Source organism: Amycolatopsis sp. GA6-003 (assembly GCF_046267895.1).
Classification (GTDB): domain Bacteria; phylum Actinomycetota; class Actinomycetes; order Mycobacteriales; family Pseudonocardiaceae; genus Amycolatopsis.
The window spans coordinates 1,210,108-1,227,275 of record NZ_CP176499.1 but is presented as its reverse complement, the minus strand read 5'-3'; the positions used below and the strand labels follow the sequence as shown (position 1 = coordinate 1,227,275).

The following is a 17,168-nucleotide window of genomic DNA, read 5'->3' as shown; positions in this document are numbered from 1 at the left end:
GAGCAGAACTCGCACCGTTTTCTGAAGCAATTTCGTAGGGAGAGGAAGTTATCGACTATGACCGTGACGTCACGCATTCTCGTGGCGCTAGCTGGCGCGGCTCTGGCCAGCGCGCTCGCGGCGGGCTCCGCCGAAGCCGGAACCGCGACGAGCCCGCCCCGGCCCGTCCAGAGCTGGGACGGCGGCGCCGTGCAGCTGTTCCCGGACACCGCCGCAGATTGGGCGTGCGACAAGGGCTACCTGTGCCTCTACGAGCACGCGGGCGGCAGGGGACGGCACCTCCAGTTCAAGGACCGCAAGGTCGTGCAGAACCTGACCTCCTACGGATTCAATGACCAGATGTCGTCGTGGCGGAACAGAACCGCGCACGACGCCTTCTGGTACTACGACATCAATGGCAAGGGGACCACCAGGCGAATGCCGGCCGGAGCGTCCCAGGCCTCGCTCGGCGCCGACAACGACAAGGCCAGCTCGATCTACATCACCTGAGCGGACCCCGGCTGCGATCCGGTCGGCTCCTTCGCCCTCGGGTGACGGAGCCGACCGGTTCCATCCCCGACGCCGCTTGCTCGGCCTCGCCGCTCCCTGCGCGAGCCTGCGGGGCCGCGCGTCCCCGGATCGACGCGGCTCAGTGGGAGTATTACCTGGCGGGCTTGGTTTTCCGCCGCCGTGGTCAATCGCTGCCGGAGCACCCGCTGTTCGCCCGGCGAGGGATGGCGGCAGAATCCCCGGACGGCAGAGCGGCGGCACGTACGCCCTGCTCGCGAATTCCGTCACCGCCGCCGCGGAACCCAAAGAATGGGACCACGTCAGCCCCGTCGACTACGAGACCGGATCCACCCCAGCGGGCTGGCACTGAAACGATCGTCTCAAGTGGACACTCAGGCGCGGCGCACCCACTGACCACGGCGGCATCGACCGTCCGGACCGCTGCGCCGTTCGGACGCGGGATTGCGCCAAACGGGAACCTACCTTCGTCGGTGTCGCCCCAGCCCAGGACTGTTCGAGAATCACAAACCTGAGGTTGATCACGTTCGGATTCAACGACGAGACGGCCAGGACGACAGCCCCCGGCCACCCCACGCCCAGGAAGGAAACCCCTCCGCACCTGACCCAGGCACCGGATCCACGCCCTTTCTCTCCCGTTCCGCGCAGGAGGAAACACATGCGATCGACACGTTTCAGGCTGAGCGTCCTCGCCGTAGGCTCGCTGAGCACGCTGGCCCTCGCCATGACCGCGGTGCCCGCCGCGGCCGCGACCCCCGCCGCGGTCATGCACAGTCTCGGCTCCGCCACCGGCGGGCACTACCTCGACGACAGCGGCGCCCCGGTCGTCACGGTGCTGAACGACGCCGACGCGGCCAAGGTGCGCGCTTCCGGCCTGAAAGCGAAGGTGGTGCGGTACAGCCTGGGCCAGCTCAGCGCGGTGAAACAGCGCCTGGACACCACCGGCGGCGTGCCCAGCGCCGGCTGGGGCCTCGACCTCGCCCGCAACCAGGTCGTGGTCGACGTCTACGACGCCACCCCGAAGGCGCAGCAGACGATGCTGCTCGAGACCGCCCGCCAGTACGGCGACCTGGTCCGCGTCGAACACCATCCCGGCGCGATGTCGTTGTTCATCAAGGGCGGCGACCAGATCAGCAACGGCCAAGCGTCCTGCTCCAACGGGTTCAACGTGGAGAAGGACGGCAAGAAGCTGCTCCTTTCCGCAGGCCACTGTGAAAAACTCGGCGGCGGCGGCCCGTGGAACGGCGGCAACACCGTCGACGCGGTGTTCCCCGACGAGGACAACATGCTCGTGGAGAACGCTTCGGGCGAGGGACCGAGCGAGATCAACGACGGCACCAAGATCACCGAATTCGCCGACGCGACCGTGGGCGAGCAGATCAAGCGGTCCGGGATCACCTCGGGCGTGACGTCGGGCGAGGTGACCAAGGTCGACTACACCTTCGAAGCGGAGGGCTACACGGTCTACCACGAGTTCTGCACGACGGCGCACTCCGACCACGGCGACTCCGGCGGCCCGGCCTACGACGGCGGCAAGGGCCTCGGCACCCTCTCCGGCGGAGACACCCAGACGTCGTGCTTCTTCCCGGCCACGCTGTCGGCCAAGAGGTACGGGGTGACGCTGCCCAATTCCTGATCCGCGGGCGCCGTCGGGAGGCATTCATTCCTCCCGACGGCGCAAGCCTATGCGGGTACTGCCGACGACGCCTCCTCCGCCGCGGCGCGTTCGTCGTAGTTCGGGCGGCGCAGCAGCAACAACATGCAGCCCAACGTGAGCAGGACCTGGAAAATGGCGTACGCGAGCACCGCGGCGATCGAACCGGACACGTTCAGCAGGTACTGCCCGACGACCGGCGTCGTGCCGCCGAGCAGGGTGCCGCACAGCTGGTAGCTCAGCGAGATGCCGGTGTAGCGCACGTGTGCGGGGAAGCGGCTGGCGAGCATGCCCGCCAGCGCCGCGTAGTACAGGCAGTGCGGGATCGTCGCGATCGCCACGCCGGCCATCGCCAGGCCGTAGTTCTTGGTGCCGATCAGCAGGAACATCAGCGGCAGCAGCACGATCTCGGGCACCAGCATCACCGTCACCGCGCGGGACCAGCTGCGCATCTTCGTGGCGAGCACCGCGCCGAACGGCTGCACGACGATCTGCGTGACGTTGGCGACCAGGATGATCGTCAGGAACTCGCTCTTGTCGTAGCCGAGATGGCTGGTGGCCCAGGAGAGCGCGAACGTCGATTTGAAATAGGTCGCGGACAGTCCGATCGTGCAAGCCCCGATGCCCAGCGCCACCAGCGTCGGATGCGACCGGACCACTTCCCAGAACGGCATCTTGGCGACCTTCTTGCGCTCGATCAGCGCGGCCATGGCAGGCGATTCGGTGACGCGCAGCCGGATGAACAGGCCGACGAGCACGAGCGCGGCGGACACCAGGAACGGGATCCGCCAGCCCCATTCGAGGAACGCCTGCTTCGGCAGCTGGCTGATCGCCAGGAAGCTGACGGTGCTGAGGGTGTTGCCGACCGGCGAGCCCTGCTGGGCGAACGCGCCGTACAGCACGGACTTTCCCTTGGGCGCGTGCTCGGAGGCGATGAGCACCGAGCCGCCCCATTCGCCGCCGAGTCCGATGCCCTGCACCATCCGGATGGTCACCAGCAGGATCGGCGCCCAGACGCCGATCTGCGCGTAGCCGGGCAGCACCCCGATCAGGGTCGTCGACACGCCCATCATCAGCAGAGTGATCACGAGGGTTTTCTTGCGCCCCAACCGGTCTCCGATGTGCCCGAAGACGACGCCGCCGATCGGCCGCGCCAGGAACCCGACCCAGAAGGTGGCGAACGCGACGAGCGTGCCGAGCGCCCCGGTCAGCTCCGGGAAGAAGACCTTGTCGAAGACGAGCGCCGAAGCGGTGCCGTAGATGTAGAAGTCGAACCACTCGATGGTCGAGCCGACGAAGGCGCCGATCCCGGCGCGGTTGGCCGTCCGCTTCTGTTCGCTCGCGCCCATGCAGTCTCCCTTGAATGCCTCGGCACCGGCCGACGCCCGCGTCCCGATGTGCTGGCGGTAACCGTGCCAGCCGCGTCCAGACGTGTCCAATATGGACTCAAGGGGCGAGTGAGACGCTCGGCGTATCAATCGCCGGAGTGGGCAGCGCTTCCTCCGCGATGGCGAGGACGGTCCGCAGCGCCGCGGAAGAGTTGTGGGCCCGCCAGGCGAGCGCGGCGTGCAGGCGGAGCGGAGTGCCCGCCAGCGGCCGGTAGACCGTGCCGCTCTGCTGGATGTGCTGGCACGAGGTCAGCGTCAGCGTCACGCCGACGCCGGCCGCGACCAAGGCGAGGATCGTGTAGGAATCCGGCGCCTCCTGCGCCACTCGCGGCGTGAATCCGGCCGCCTCGCACGCCTTCACCAGCGCGTCGCGCAGCGTGGAGCCCGCGTTGGACGGGAAGCTCACGAACGGTTCGCCGGCGAGGTCTTCGAGCGCGACGCACTCGCGCCCGGCGAGCGGGTGGTCCGCGGGGAGGGCGCAGATCAGCTCCTCGACCTGGATCACTCGCGTCTGCACACCTGGAGCCGGCGCGTCGGGCCGGTCGCCCGGCAGCCGGACGAATCCCAGGTCCAGCGACCCGTCGGCGACCTTCTCCAGCGCGACGTTCGCGTAGGTCTGGCCGCGCATGACGAGTTCGAGGCCGGGATGCGCGGCCCGGACCGCCCGGGTCAGCCGGGGGAGCGCTTCGTGGCTGGATGCGCCGGCGAACCCGACGGTGACCCTGCCGTACTCGCCGCGTCCGGCCGCCTTGGCCGCCCGGACCGCGATGCCGACGTCCTCGAGGGCGGTCCGGGCGGGTTCGAGGAACGCTTCGCCGGCGTTCGTCAGCCGCACCGACCGGGTGTTGCGGTCGAAGAGCCGGACGCCGAGTTCCTTCTCCAGCTGCCGGATCTGCTGGCTCAGCGGAGGCTGCGCCATCCGCAGCCGCTTGGCCGCCCGGCCGAAGTGGAGTTCCTCGGCGACCGCGACGAACGCGGAGAGATAGCGCAGTTCCACGGCCTGCCTCCAATAATACGAACCAGCTCTCGATCCGACACCGATTCAGTATTAGACAGCTATCAATGCCGCCTGGCAACGTGACGGGCACCCGAAGCGCAGCCCGAGGAGCCCCGATGCAGAACCCGGTCGGCAAGACCATGACGATGCGGGACGCGATCGCCGCTTTCGTCGCCGACGGCGCGACCGTGGCGCTGGAGGGCTTCACGCATCTCATCCCGACCGCCGCCGGGCACGAGATCATCCGGCAGGGCCGCACGGACCTGACGATCGCCCGGATGACCGCCGACGTCGTCACGGACCAGCTCATCGCCGGCGGCTGCGTGCGACGGCTGGTGTCGTCGTTCGTCGGCAATTCCACCGCGGGCTCGCTCGGCGAGCTTCGCCGCCGGGTGGAGGCCGGGCAGCTGGAATTCGAGGAGTACAGCCACTACGGGATGATCTGCCGCTACCTGGCCGGCGCGCAGCGGCTGCCGTTCTACCCGCTGCGGTCGTACGGCGGCAGCGACCTGCCCGCGGTCAACCCGGCGATCCGCAAGGTCGCCTCGCCCTACCCCGGTCCGGACGGCGGCGTCGAGCGGATTTACGTTGTCCCGCCGCTGAATCCGGACGTCACGATCGTCCACGCGCAGCGCGCGGACCGGGCGGGCAACACCCAGATCTGGGGACTGACGGGGATCCAGGCGGAAGCGGTCTACGCCGCGAAGACCGCGATCGTGGTAGTGGAGGAAATAGTGCCGGACGAAGTCATCCGCTCCGATCCCAATCGCACCGTCATCCCGGCGCACGCGGTGGACGCGGTGGTCGAGTGCCCGGGCGGCGCGCATCCGGCGTTCGCGCAGGGCTACTACGACCGGGACGGCGCCTTCTACCGCGACTGGTCACGGATCAGCAAGGATCCGGACCGGCTGCGGCGCTGGCTGGACGAATGGGTCCGCGGAACCGGCGACCACGCCGGGTACCTCGCGAAGCTCGGCGACGAACGCTGGGCGCGCCTGGCCGTGGGCGAGGCGTGGAGCGAACCGGTCAACTACGGACGCCGGCTGTGACCGGCGGGAACACGAGGTCTGTCGCGATGGACGTCACGTCGTCGGAGTTGCTGGCCGCGGTCGCGTCTCGGGAACTGGCGGGCAAGAACACGGTTTTCGCGGGCATCGGGCTGCCGACGCTGGCGGTGGCGCTGGCGCAGCGCACCGTCGCGCCGGGCATCGAGATCGTCTACGAGTCCGGAGTCTGCGGCGCGCATCCGGCGCGGCTGCCGGAGACGATCGCGGACGCGGTCCTGATCACCGGCTCCGAGGCGGTGCTGCCGATGCCGGCGCTGTTCGGCAGTGTGCTGCAGGGCGGCCGCATCGACGTCGGCTTCCTCGGCGCGGCGCAGATCGACCGGGAGGGCAACCTCAACTCGTCGGTGATCGGCGACTGGCACGCGCCGTCGGTGCGGCTGCCCGGTTCGGGCGGGGCGATGGAGGTCATGGCGAATTCCCGCGAGGTGTTCGTGGTGATGCGCCGCCACGACCCGCGTTCCCTGGTGTCCGAACTGGACTTCTGCACCTCGCCGGGCCCGGACCGCGCCCTGCGCGACGGCATCCGCCCGCTGGGCGCGGGCGTCACCCGGGTGATCACCGACCTCGGCATCCTGGCACGCGAAGGCCCCGGCGAGGAACTGCGCCTGGTGGCCACGCATCCCGGCGTCAGCGCGGACCAGGTCCGAGCGGCCACCGGCTGGGATCTGCGGGTGGCCGACGAACTCGCCACTGTCGAGCCGCCCGGGGAGGCGGAACTCGGCCTTCTTCGGGAGGAGATCGATCCTGAGCGGATCTACCTTCGCTGATCGAGGAAACTGTCATCCGAGACCCCGCTTTGACTCTTTCGCGGCGAGGTGGGCGAGCACGAGGCCGAATGAGGCGACAATGAGATAGTTCAGGGCGGGCTGGAGTCCGTTCCACTTGCTGGACTGCCACATTTGAAACCATTCTCCGCCGATTGCCAGGAAGCCGACCCCGAACAGGATCAATTGCATCACCCAGCCCAGGCTGGACAGCTGTTTCGCGGTCGACAGCGGGCGACCGGCCAGGTGAGCCCGCATCCAGGCGATGAACCCGGCGATGAGCGCGAGCGCGGTGAGCAGCTCCCAGGCGATGACGGCGACGTAAGCGGCGTCGGCAAGCCCGGGGCTGGTGATGGCGCGCCACATCATGTTCGGTGACTGGAAAGTGGTGTCCATGGCCAGGACGTGCCGGACGAAATCTCGATTCGTGTCGAAATCCGTGATGTTGCCGATGACGACCAGGGTCATTTGCAGGGCTGTCATTCCGGTGAGAACTGTTGCCGCGACAGCAAGAGTGCCGATTCTGCTGAAAACTCGCATACGTGGATCCTATCCTCTTCGGCGTGGGGTTTTCCGGGGTCGGACGCCGTGCCGGTGCGTGCTCCGTTGTCGTGCTTCAGGCTGAACGTCGAAGTCCCGCAAGGGCGAACTCGAATACGCGTTCCCGCTGGGCTTCATCGACGTATTCGACCGCCGTGATCCCGGAAATCATGCGCAGGACGTCGTCGATCGACGAATCCGGACGGGCGGCCCCGGCCTCTTGCGCCCGCGCCAGCAGCGGCCCGCCCGCCTCGCGCATCGCCCGGCGGCAGGCCTGGAAGCCGTCGGTGGTGCGGTTGAGGGATTCGGCGAAGGCCAGCTTTGTGCCGATGTACTCCACGAAATGCCGGAGCCACGTCGCGAGCGCGTCCCACGGTTCCAGGTCCGCGACGTCGCCCGCGGCGCGGCACAGCGCCTCGACCGCCTCGCGGTTCACCTCTTCGACCAGGTCTTCGCGGGTGGGGAAGTTCCGGTAGAGCGTCGCGATGCTCACCCCGGCCCGGCGCGCGACGTCCTCCAGCGAGGTCTGCGCCCGCTGCTCCTCGAAGGCCTCCCGGGCCGCGGCGACCAGCGCGTCGAAGTTGCGCCGGGCATCGGCGCGCTTGGGCCGCCTGCTCGGCAGTTCCGGTTCCATCCCGTCTCCCGCGTGTGACAACCGTAGGAACCCTGCGGTTAAAGCGTAGGGGTACTTTCACTTTTTATCGTACGTGCTTCGGGCACGGCAGGGCGGAAAGCATGTCCGCGGAAAAGATCGCGCTGGTCACCGGGGCGAACAAGGGGGTCGGCCTCGCGACGGCACGCCAGCTGGCCGAGCGAGGCCTGACGGTGCTGCTCGGCACCCGCGACGCCGAGAAGGGGGCGAGTGCGGCGACGGAACTGGCCGAGGACGGCGGGTCCGTGCGGCCGGTGCGGATCGACATCGCCGACGCGGCGTCGGTGCGCGAGGCGGCCGCTTTGGCGGAGCGGGATTACGGGCGGCTCGACGTGCTGGTCAACAACGCGGGAATGCTGATCCGGAAACCGGCGGTGGAGGTCACGGCCGAGGACATGCGCCCGGAGTTCGAGACGAACGTCTTCGGGCTGGTGCGGGTGATCCACGCGATGCTGCCGCTGCCGCGGCGTTCGCGTTCGGCCCGGATCGTGAACGTCGCGAGCGATTCGGCGATGTTCGCCAAGACCACCGAACCGGGCTCGATGTTCGCGCGGTCGCACGAGTCCTTTGTGTACTCCGCGACGAAAGCCGCGGTGAACATGCTCACGGTCAAGTACGCCAACGCTTTCCTCGACGATCCGGAACTCGCGCACATCAAGGTCAACGCGGTGACGCCCGGCTATGTGGCGACGGACCTCAACAACTTCAACGGCGTCCGCGCCACCGAGGAAGGCGCCCGGGCGTCGGTGCACTGGGCGACCGTGGGGGACGACGCCGAAACAGGAGGCTTCTTCAGCGACGAAGGCCCGATGCCGTGGTGAACCCAGCCTGACGGCCGGGCGGTGAACGACGGAATCTCCGCCGTCGAGCAAGGCTCGCACCCGGCGCGGCGAAGCCCGGATCGCACGAACCGGCTCCAGGCCCCAGCGAGTTGGCTCGCGTCGAAATGCGGCCGTCGACGATGCGGCGGGGGAGGGCGCTGCAGGACCTCGCTGGCCGACCGGTGTGGTGTCAGAGTGCCGGTTCACGTCCGCCAGATCGCCTCCGCTGGAGAGCCCCCGAAGACGGTCGAACTGTGGGAAGACGTCGTGATGCCCGCGTTGAACGGCTGGCTGCCTGTTCAGCGGTCCCTCGATGCCGCCAGGCCCGGTGACGCCACCCGCCGCGGCTCCTTGATCAGGATCTGCGAAAGACAACGGAGCCCGTTGCCCGCCGCCCCCGGCGCACCGGCCAGAATCACTGGGCCGAACGAGCGGCGCGGCAAGCCGGGAAACGTCCGATTCAGCGGTTGTGCCGGTCTCGGGTGGGGCAAGGGGCGGGGCTTGTGCGCCCAGCCTGGTGGGGCTAGCCCTACTCCGGGTGGTTCGGTGCGGACAACGGGTCACCTCGCGGTGCAGACTTGTCGCAGATCCGATCGACAGGACCGGCGGGAACGGGAAGAGGACGAGGCCATGCGAGGGCTGGTGAAGTGGGCGGCGGACGCCGGGACGGGGTTCTGGCGGGCAGCGGCGCTGACCGCGGTCAGCATGGCCGTCCCGGCGGTGTGGGCCGCCGCGGTGTGGCTCATGATCGCGTGGGGCAGCCCGTGGGCGGCGATCGTGCCCGCGCTGTGGGCGGCGGTGGCCACGTTCCTGCTCGCCCGGCCGATCTGCTGGACCTTCCGGTTCTTCCGGCGGAGCTGGACCGGCGTGGTCGTGCCCGGCGGGTACCGGGAACCGGTGCCCGCGGTGCAGATGTCCACCGGGTACTGGTGGAACGGGTCGTCGTACGCGAAGAGCCGCCGCGAGGCCGAAAAGGACCAGCGGCTGCGGATGTTCTGGAGCGACCCCGCCACGTGGCGCGATCTGCGGTTCGTCGGGATCGCGCCGTTCACGGCCGGGATCGCGGCGGCCGTCCCGCTCGCCGGGGTCGCCTGCCTGGTCTGGGGGATCCTCGACCCGGGCCTGGTCAGCCTCCTGGTCGCGGCGGCAGGCCTGGTCGCGGCGGTGGGCGCCGCGCCCTACGCCTGGCGGGTCATCGAGCCCGTGACCGACCGGTTCCTGCGCGGCTCGTCCGCGATGCTCCTGGCCGACCGGGTGGACGAGCTGACCGCCCAGCGCGCGGACACCACGGTCGCGCAGGCCGCGGAGATCAGCCGGATCGAGCGGGACCTGCACGACGGCGCGCAGGCGCGGCTGGTGGGGCTCGGGCTTTCGCTGGCCACCGCGGAGAAACTCATGGAGACCGACCCGGACGGCGCACGGGCGCTGCTGCGGGACGCGCGGGCCGGCGCGGCCGCCTCGCTGTCCGAACTCCGCGAACTCGTCCGCGGCATCCGGCCCGCGGTGCTGAACGAACGAGGACTGACCGACGCGGTGCGCGCCTTCGCGCTGGACAGCCCGCTCGAAACGACAGTCAGCACGGATGTGAAGCTGACCCTGGACGCGCCCATCGAGTCCGCGCTGTACTTCGGCGTCGCCGAGCTGCTCACCAACGCGGCCAAGCACGCGAACGCGACGAAGGCGACCGTCCTGATCGCCCGGGACTCCGCCGGCATCGCCATCGAGGTGGAGGACGACGGCAAGGGCGGGGCGAACGAACAGAACGGCGGGGGGCTCGCCGGACTGCGGCGGCGCCTGGCGGTGTTCGATGGCGACCTGAAGATCACCAGCCCCGTGGGCGGACCGACCCGAGTGAGGATGAGCGTGCCGTGCGAGTAGTCGTTGCCGAGGACCTGTATCTGCTGAGGGACGGGATGGTCCGCCTGCTCGAGGCGTACGGCCACACGGTGGTCGGCACGGCCTCCACCGGCCCGGAGACCTTGGAAGCCCTGCGGACCCTGAAGCCGGACGTGTCCATCCTCGACGTCCGGATGCCGCCGACCCAGTCCGACGAGGGGCTGCGCGCCGCGCTGGCCGCCCGCAGCGAGATGCCGGGCCTCCCGGTGCTGATCCTCTCCCAGCACGTCGAACAGCTCTACGCCCGCGAACTGCTGGCCGACGGCACCGGCGGCGTCGGATACTTCCTGAAGGAAAGCGTGTTCGACGCCGACCAGTTCATGGACGCGCTGGAGCGCGTGGCGGGCGGCGGCACCGCGATGGACCCGGTGGTGATCAGCAAACTGCTCGCCAGCGGCAGTTCGAACCGCCGGCTGGAAGCGCTGACCGAACGCGAGCACTCGGTGCTCGGCCTGATGGCCGAAGGGCTGTCCAACCAGGCGATCGCCAAGCGGCTCTTCCTCGGCGACAGCGCGATCAGCAAGTACACCACCTCCCTGTTCAGCAAGCTCGGCATCACCGACGACGACAGCAGCAACCGCCGCGTGCTGGCGGTCCTCGCCTACCTCAACAGAGCCAACTAGCCAGTCCGGCGGGCCAGCGGCGCCGGTCCTGACGGATCTCCGGCGCCCGGGCTTCGGCATGCCCTCGGTCGCCTACGCAGCGAACAGGATCGACCACTCTCAGTTCACCTGAAAGGAGGCAGCATGATCGCGACGTTGACCGACCGGTACGTGGCCGCCGCTTTGCGGCACGTTTCGGGCCGGGCGCGGCCGCGGCTCGAACGGGAACTGCGCGCCGTGATCACCAGCGAAATCGACGAACGCGTCGCACTGGGCGAATCGGCCCGCGAGGCCGAGTACGCCACGCTCGGCGACCTCGGCGACCCCCGCCTGCTGGCCACGCACTACGCCGACCGCGCCACGGTGCTGATCGGCCCGGAGACCTATCCCGACTACGCACGGGCACTGCGCTGGGCGCTGGCGGTGTCCCCGCCGGTCGCCTACGCCGCCGCCGCGTTCGACCGCCGGGCGCGCGGGGCTTCCGCGGCGCTCGTCGAGCCGCTGCGGCTCGCGCTGACCATGCCCGCTTGCCTCGCGGTGGCGGTGACCGCCTGGTTCGCCCTGGTCGACCGCGTCCGCGCGGACCGGCCGGACGGCTGCTGGACGCCCGACGCGCTGCTGCCCGCCCCCGCCCGCCCCCGAACCGGCCATCGGCAGCTGATTTTCCTCCACGGAAAGGAATTCCAGTGAACACCAGCCAGACGAGCACGGTGCAGTCCGTCTCGAGCAAGCACGAGTCCAAGAACATCCGCCGCGAGATGCTGCTCAACCTCGGCATCAATGTGGCGGCCCCGATGGCGCTGTTCTACGGTCTGCGCGGCGCGGGGCTCAACCAGTGGGTCGCGCTCGCCATCGGCATGGCGCCCGCCCTGCTCCGCGCGGTGTACACGGTCGTCAAGCAACGCAAGATCGACTTCACCGCGCTGTTTTCGCTGAGCGTCATGCTGTTCAGCATCGTCATCTCCTTCGTCACCGGGAGCCCGCGGCTGCTGCTGGCCAAGGACGGCCTGCTGACGGTGGTGATCGGCGGCTGGATCCTGCTCAGCCTGCTGCGGATGCCGTTCATCTTCCAGCTCACCCGGTCGATGATGTCCGACGAGGCCCGCGAGCGCGCCGACCTCAAATGGGCCAAATCGCCGACCTACCGGCACGTCATCCGGGTCATCACCGCGATCTGGGGCGTGGTGCTCGTGCTCGACGCCGGCGTGCGGGTGCTGCTGGCCTACACCCTGCCGATCGACAGCGTGCCGCTGATCAGCGGCCTGCAGTTCATCGGCGTGTACATCGTGATCGAGGTCGCCACGCGGATCTACTCTCGCCGCAAGGGTTTCGCCGAAGCGGTCGAGGCCGAAGCGGGCGTCCCGTACATGTGAGCGGAGTCCCCGGCTCTTCCTGATCCGGTCCCCACCGCTGTTCCAGGAATCTCGCAGAGGGGCACATCCATGGGCAAGCACATCGCTTTCGTCAGCATCCCGGCGCAGGGCCACGTGAATCCCGCGCTGCCGCTGGTGTCCGAGCTGGTCGCGCGCGGGCACCGGGTCAGCTACGCGACCGCGCCGGCCCGGCTCGACCAGGTCGCCGCGGCGGGCGCGGAGCCGGTGCCGGCTCCGTTCCGGCTGCCGCTGCCGCCCGGGGACGGCAAACTGCTCGACGCCCGCACCGTCGGCCTGCGGTTCGAGGAGTTCTACGAATCGGTCGTCGAGGTCTTCCCCCGGCTGGTGGAGTATTTCGCCGCGGACCGGCCCGACCTGTTCTGCGTCGACGCGATGACGCCGGTCGGCCGGATGGTCGCGCAGAAACTCGGCGTCCCGCTGGCCGCCATGCATCCCACCCACGCCAGCAACAAGGAATTCTCGCTCCGTGCCACCGTGATGGGCATCGAGGGAGCGCTTTCGGACCCGGCTTCGGTCGAGGTGGTCGTCCGCGCCGTGCAGGAGGTGGGCCGCAAGGTCCGCGCTTTCGCCGAGGAAAACGGGGTCGACCCCGATTACGACATGTTCGACTATCCGGCCGACCACAACCTCGTTTTCATCCCCCGGGAATTCCAGATCAAGGGGGAGACTTTCGACGACCGGTTCCGTTTCCCGGGGCCGACGATCGTCGAACGGCCCGATGCCGGGCATTGGCAGCCCGCCGGGAAACCGCTGCTGTACATCTCGCTCGGGACTTTGTTCAACGACAATCTGAAGTTCTACCGCAGCTGCCTGGACGCTTTCGGCGGCACGGAATGGCAGGTGGCGATGTCGGTGGGCGCGGAGGTCGACCTCGCGGCGCTGGGCCCGGTGCCGGGCAACATCGACGTGCGGCCGCATTTCCCGCAGCTCGAAGTGCTGCGCGAGGCCTCGGCATTCGTCTCGCACTGCGGCATGAACTCGACGATGGAGGCGCTGTTCTTCGGGGTGCCGCTGGTCGGGGTGCCGCAGCAGGCCGAGCAGCTGATCAACGCCGAACGCGCCGCGGAGCTGGGCTTCGGCACGGTCCTCGCGCCGGAGGAGCTGACCGCGGCGCGGCTGCGGGAGAGCGTGGAAGCGGTCGCCGCCGACGAGCGGATCCGCGCGAACCTCGACGAAATCAGTGCCAAGCTGCGGAAACGCCGCGGCGCGGTGCTGGCGGCGGACGCGCTGCTGGCGCAACTGGACCGAGCGGCGGCGGACGCGCTGCCGGACTGAACGCACGAAAGCGCGGCGACCCGGTCCCGGCCGGGTCGCCGCGCTCTCGTGCTTGCCTCACGCCTTGTCGGCGCCCGCGGCCGCCTCGACGGTCTCGCCTTCGATCACCTCGTCTTCCGACGCCTGCTTCGGCACGGCGGGCACGGACAGGCCGGGCACGGTCAGGTCCGGGACCTTCTTGACCGCGGCGAGCGCCGCTTCGATCGCCTCGGCGAGCGTCGGCGAAACGGTCTCGTCGAAATCGACCTTGGTGACCTGAATGTCCGCGTTGGTCGGGAGCGAGTCGGTGCCGAAGGTCGCGTCGCCGAACCCCAGCTCCTTCAGCGTGACCGACTCTTCTTCGGTGATCTCGCGGCTGAGGACGAGGGAAAACTTGTGCCCCACGTAACGTCACCTCTCAACGTTGCCAAGCATTGTGAACGGTAGGCGGGCACCCGGACACGACCTGCTCCACGCACCCGCCTCGAAAGATACGCAGCCGCGCGGGTGTTCAGCCCGGTGTTCAACTGCCCGCCCCGCCGATCCGAGGGGCGGGAGCGGTCCTGGTAAGGGGTGCCGGGCGACGGGCTAGGGGTTGCTAGGGGGTCGGCGCGGAAATAATGTCGGAAGCGAGGCGCCCGCCAATGGCGGCGGGTGTTCCGGCGAATGTTTCCTGTAAGTCCGGCGACGTTTGTCGCGATAATGGGACCGTTTTTCGCGCGGCCGCGTCTGGGGGCGGCCGGCCGCGGCGCGGTCGCCGCGGGCGCGGCCGCAGAAAACGTTCCCATTCTCTGTCCGCCCCGGTTTTCCGTCGTCACATGGGGGTTCGCACAGTGTTGCTTGCAGACAGCGACGGGTCTTCTGCCGAAACGGGTCCGCAGGAATACGACCTGATCGGGCCGGGGGTGTACGCGGTGCCGATCGTGCGCCTGCTTCCCGGCGATTCGCCTCGCCTGAACGGCGAGGACAAGGTGCACGTGCTGCGCCTGGCGGCGATGGAGACGACGCTGCCGCCGATCCAGGTGGACCGCGCGACGATGCGGGTCGTGGACGGCATCCACCGGCTGATGGCGGCCTCGCTCAAGGGCGAGCACACCATCGCCGTCGAGTTCTTCGACGGCAGCCCGGAGGACGCGTTCCTCAAATCGGTCGAGGCGAACGTCGAGCACGGCCTGCCGTTGACCCAATCCGACCGTTCCGCCGCCGCGCTGCGGATCCTCCGCTCTCATCCCACCATGTCCGACCGGGCGATCGCGAAGTCCACCGGGCTCGGCGCGCAGGCCGTCGCGGCGCTGCGGCGGTCGTCGGATTCGGTGCCGCAGTCGAATTTCCGGGTCGGGCGGGACGGCAAGGTCCGGCCGCTCAACAGCGCGAAGGGCCGGCTGCGGGTGGCCGAGCTGATGCGGGAGAACCCGGACGCGTCGCTGCGCCAGCTGGCCAGGACGGCCGGGGTGTCGCCTGCCACCGCGCTCGACGTGCGCCGCCGCCTGGAGCGCGGTTCGGGGCCGGTGCCGAGCCAGGACCGTCGCGACCGCGGCGAGACGCCCGCCCCGAAGGCGCCCGCGCCCGCGCCGGAACCGGCCGGACGCGGCGTGCCGGCCGCGGTCACCCTGGAAGTGCTGATGCGCGATCCGTCGTTGCGGCAGAGCGAACTGGGCCGCCGGCTGCTGCGGATGTTCCGGGACAACGTGCTGGGCGCGAGGGCGTTGACCGATATCGCGGCGTCGGTTCCGTCGCATTGCATCGAGCTGGTCACCCAGCTGTCCCGGGACAACTCCCGGATCTGGGAGGACTTCGCCCAGGAACTGGCCCGCCGCGCAAGGGCCAGCGGAGTGGCCTGAGCCGCCGGTCCGGGAGAGGACCTCGCGGCTTCCCCGCCGGTGCGGCGGGGAAGCCGCTTTTTCTGGTGCGTGCCGCGAAATCGCGCCCGGAGGCGGGGTGTCCGGATGTTCGGGTTCAGGGGGAAGCGCGTTTCCGTTCCGGGGTGGGGAAAGAAAGCGGAACCGGACGACGACCGGACATCAGGGGAAACGGGACCGGATAACAATCGGACACCAGGGGGAACGGAACCGGACAACAACCGGACACCACGGGAAACGGGACCGGACAACCGCGAAAACGGCGGCGGACGCGAAAGAACGCCACGGGCGCCCGGCCCGTGGCGTTCTTCGCGTGCGGATCAGACCGCGGCCGGAGCCGCGGCCAGCTTGCAGGTGGCGACGCTGAGGTCGGCCGGGCACGGGATGATCGACTCGACCTGCAGGCCCGCGTCCGCGGCTTCGCGGCGGATGTCGGCCTCGGTGCGCTCGCGGGCGTGGGTCTCGCCCACCACCATCTTGATCACGTTGCGAAACGCCGCGCCGGAATCGTGTTCGGCCAGCGGGTCGATGACCAGCAGCGTCGGGTCGTCGCCGGCGGCCATCGCGGTGCGGATGTTCGACAGGATCCGCACGCTGCTCTCGGAACTCCAGTCGTGCAGCACGTTCTTGATCAGGTAGAGGTCGCCGCCCTCGGGGATTTCCTTCAGGATGTCCGCCGGGCGGTAGGAGAGGCGCTGCTTGAGGTCCTCGTCGCCGGAGGCCCGCAGGTCCGCTTCCGCGCGCCGGCAGGTGTCGGGCCGGTCCACGCACACGCCGTGCAGGTGCGGGTGGGCGGCCAGGATCGTCTTGAGCAGCGCGCCGTTGCCGCCGCCGACGTCGACCACGACGCGGACGTTCTCGAAGGGCACGTGCTCGGCCAGCACGACGCCGATCGGGCGGGACCAGTCCTGCATGGCGAGATCGAAGATCCGCGAGGTCTCGGCGTCGTTCTCCAGGTACTCGTACAGCGAGACCCCGAACGCGGCGGGCATCACCGCGGTGCCGTCCTTGACCGCCTTCGCGAGCCCGCCCGCGGCCGCCTGTCCGTAGAGGCCGCAGATGAGCGACGCGAGGTGCCGGATGGACTGCGGGTGGTCGGACTTCAGCTGCTCGGAGGCGGCGGTGTTGGCGTAGCGGCGGTTCTCGTCGACGGTGAAGATCCCCAGCGCGGCGACCGCCTGCATCAGCGATTCCAGCGAGACCGGGTCGGCTTCGATCGTTTCGGCGATCTCGGCTCCGGTCTTCGGCCCGTCGGCGAGCGCGTCCGCGATGCCGAGGCGGGCGACGGCTCCGATCGCGGCCGACGAGATCGATCCCATGACATGACTCAGCAGTGACACTTCCATGGCCCTTGGCTCTCCCCGGCTGGCTCGTTGGATTGGCAGGCTCGTGCATTGGCTGGCGTGCTGTGCACACTAGGAGAACCGGGGTCGCGGGGGCGGGCGTTCAACCGCCCGCGCGCCCGGAAGTCGTTCAGCCGCACGGAAAGGGCAGTTGAACAACTTCCGCGGCCTTGCGCTTTTTCCCGGCCGGAGACGAGGCTGAGGCCATGACTGGTGCTCTCGAGTTTCCGGGTGCGCGCCGCTGCCGGGTCGCGGCGGCGCGCGGGTCCCGGCCGGCGGCGTGAACCTCGCGGGACTCTCCGGTCACCGAAGCCGATTTCGACCCGCGGCACCGAAATGCGCTGGGCCGCACGGTGCGGGCGCCCGTTCGGGGTGCGCCCGCGTATCCGTCTGTTATTCCGCCGCGGCCGCCCCGCCGCGGCGCTGCAGT

General features: G+C 69.5%; 17 protein-coding genes. 11 read left to right on the top strand and 6 right to left on the bottom strand.

All coding sequences use genetic code 11. The features are described from left to right. The first annotated feature begins 57 nt into the window (after positions 1–57). A complete protein-coding gene (locus tag F9C12_RS05195; protein WP_409464976.1) occupies positions 58–489 on the top strand; it encodes a peptidase inhibitor family I36 protein in 432 nt (143 codons plus the stop codon). A gap of 676 nt (positions 490–1,165) precedes the next feature. Beyond that, on the top strand, positions 1,166–2,143 hold the full coding sequence (locus tag F9C12_RS05190; protein ID WP_409464975.1) for a S1 family peptidase: 978 nt from the start codon (positions 1,166–1,168) through the stop codon (positions 2,141–2,143). A gap of 47 nt (positions 2,144–2,190) precedes the next feature. On the opposite strand, the gene F9C12_RS05185 is transcribed toward F9C12_RS05190, so the two are convergent. Then, positions 2,191–3,510 carry an MFS transporter gene (locus F9C12_RS05185; RefSeq protein WP_409180819.1) on the bottom strand — a complete coding sequence of 440 codons (1,320 nt, stop codon included), beginning with the start codon at positions 3,508–3,510 and terminating at the stop codon, positions 2,191–2,193. A gap of 97 nt (positions 3,511–3,607) precedes the next feature. Beyond that, entirely contained in the window at positions 3,608–4,546 is a 939-nt protein-coding gene (locus F9C12_RS05180) for a LysR family transcriptional regulator (protein ID WP_409180818.1), read from the bottom strand. Between the two features lie 116 nt (positions 4,547–4,662). On the opposite strand from F9C12_RS05180, the gene F9C12_RS05175 reads away from it, so the two are divergent. Both F9C12_RS05175 and F9C12_RS05170 read left to right on the top strand, forming a co-directional pair. Next, on the top strand, positions 4,663–5,595 hold the full coding sequence (locus tag F9C12_RS05175) for a CoA transferase subunit A (RefSeq protein ID WP_409464974.1): 933 nt from the start codon (positions 4,663–4,665) through the stop codon (positions 5,593–5,595). Between the two features lie 26 nt (positions 5,596–5,621). Next, on the top strand, positions 5,622–6,380 hold the full coding sequence (locus F9C12_RS05170; protein WP_409464973.1) for a CoA-transferase subunit beta: 759 nt from the start codon (positions 5,622–5,624) through the stop codon (positions 6,378–6,380). 12 nt (positions 6,381–6,392) lie between these two features. Here F9C12_RS05170 and F9C12_RS05165 read toward each other — a convergent pair whose 3' ends face one another. Both F9C12_RS05165 and F9C12_RS05160 read right to left on the bottom strand, forming a co-directional pair. Further along, positions 6,393–6,917 carry a DUF2165 domain-containing protein gene (locus F9C12_RS05165; RefSeq protein WP_409464972.1) on the bottom strand — a complete coding sequence of 175 codons (525 nt, stop codon included), beginning with the start codon at positions 6,915–6,917 and terminating at the stop codon, positions 6,393–6,395. A 76-nt stretch (positions 6,918–6,993) separates the two neighbouring features. Next, positions 6,994–7,551 carry a TetR/AcrR family transcriptional regulator gene (locus F9C12_RS05160; protein WP_409464971.1) on the bottom strand — a complete coding sequence of 186 codons (558 nt, stop codon included), beginning with the start codon at positions 7,549–7,551 and terminating at the stop codon, positions 6,994–6,996. 101 nt (positions 7,552–7,652) lie between these two features. On the opposite strand from F9C12_RS05160, the gene F9C12_RS05155 reads away from it, so the two are divergent. From F9C12_RS05155 to F9C12_RS05130, 6 genes are all read left to right on the top strand, one after another. Further along, entirely contained in the window at positions 7,653–8,390 is a 738-nt protein-coding gene (locus tag F9C12_RS05155) for an SDR family NAD(P)-dependent oxidoreductase (protein ID WP_409464970.1), read from the top strand. A 630-nt stretch (positions 8,391–9,020) separates the two neighbouring features. Next, entirely contained in the window at positions 9,021–10,268 is a 1,248-nt protein-coding gene (locus tag F9C12_RS05150; protein WP_409464969.1) for a sensor histidine kinase, read from the top strand. Next, positions 10,259–10,909, top strand: coding sequence for a response regulator (locus tag F9C12_RS05145; RefSeq protein ID WP_409180811.1), 651 nt, complete (start codon positions 10,259–10,261; stop codon positions 10,907–10,909). Before F9C12_RS05150 ends, F9C12_RS05145 begins: the two co-directional genes overlap by 10 nt. Positions 10,910–11,032: 123 nt before the next feature. Then, positions 11,033–11,578 carry a hypothetical protein gene (locus F9C12_RS05140; RefSeq protein ID WP_409180810.1) on the top strand — a complete coding sequence of 182 codons (546 nt, stop codon included), beginning with the start codon at positions 11,033–11,035 and terminating at the stop codon, positions 11,576–11,578. After that, positions 11,575–12,261 carry a VC0807 family protein gene (locus tag F9C12_RS05135; RefSeq protein ID WP_409180809.1) on the top strand — a complete coding sequence of 229 codons (687 nt, stop codon included), beginning with the start codon at positions 11,575–11,577 and terminating at the stop codon, positions 12,259–12,261. Before F9C12_RS05140 ends, F9C12_RS05135 begins: the two co-directional genes overlap by 4 nt. A gap of 69 nt (positions 12,262–12,330) precedes the next feature. Further along, complete coding sequence (locus F9C12_RS05130) at positions 12,331–13,557, top strand: macrolide family glycosyltransferase (protein ID WP_409464968.1); 1,227 nt, start codon at positions 12,331–12,333, stop codon at positions 13,555–13,557. A 57-nt stretch (positions 13,558–13,614) separates the two neighbouring features. Here the strand turns inward: F9C12_RS05130 and F9C12_RS05125 are convergent, their stop codons facing one another. Further along, positions 13,615–13,941 carry a hypothetical protein gene (locus tag F9C12_RS05125; protein ID WP_409180807.1) on the bottom strand — a complete coding sequence of 109 codons (327 nt, stop codon included), beginning with the start codon at positions 13,939–13,941 and terminating at the stop codon, positions 13,615–13,617. Positions 13,942–14,369: 428 nt separating this feature from the next. Here F9C12_RS05125 and F9C12_RS05120 point away from each other — a divergent pair, with 428 nt between their 5' ends. Then, positions 14,370–15,377 carry a transcriptional regulator gene (locus F9C12_RS05120; protein ID WP_409464967.1) on the top strand — a complete coding sequence of 336 codons (1,008 nt, stop codon included), beginning with the start codon at positions 14,370–14,372 and terminating at the stop codon, positions 15,375–15,377. A 338-nt stretch (positions 15,378–15,715) separates the two neighbouring features. Here the strand turns inward: F9C12_RS05120 and F9C12_RS05115 are convergent, their stop codons facing one another. After that, positions 15,716–16,741: a methyltransferase gene (locus F9C12_RS05115; protein WP_409464966.1), complete on the bottom strand. Its 1,026-nt coding sequence runs from the start codon at positions 16,739–16,741 to the stop codon at positions 15,716–15,718. Between the last annotated feature and the right edge of the window lie 427 nt (positions 16,742–17,168).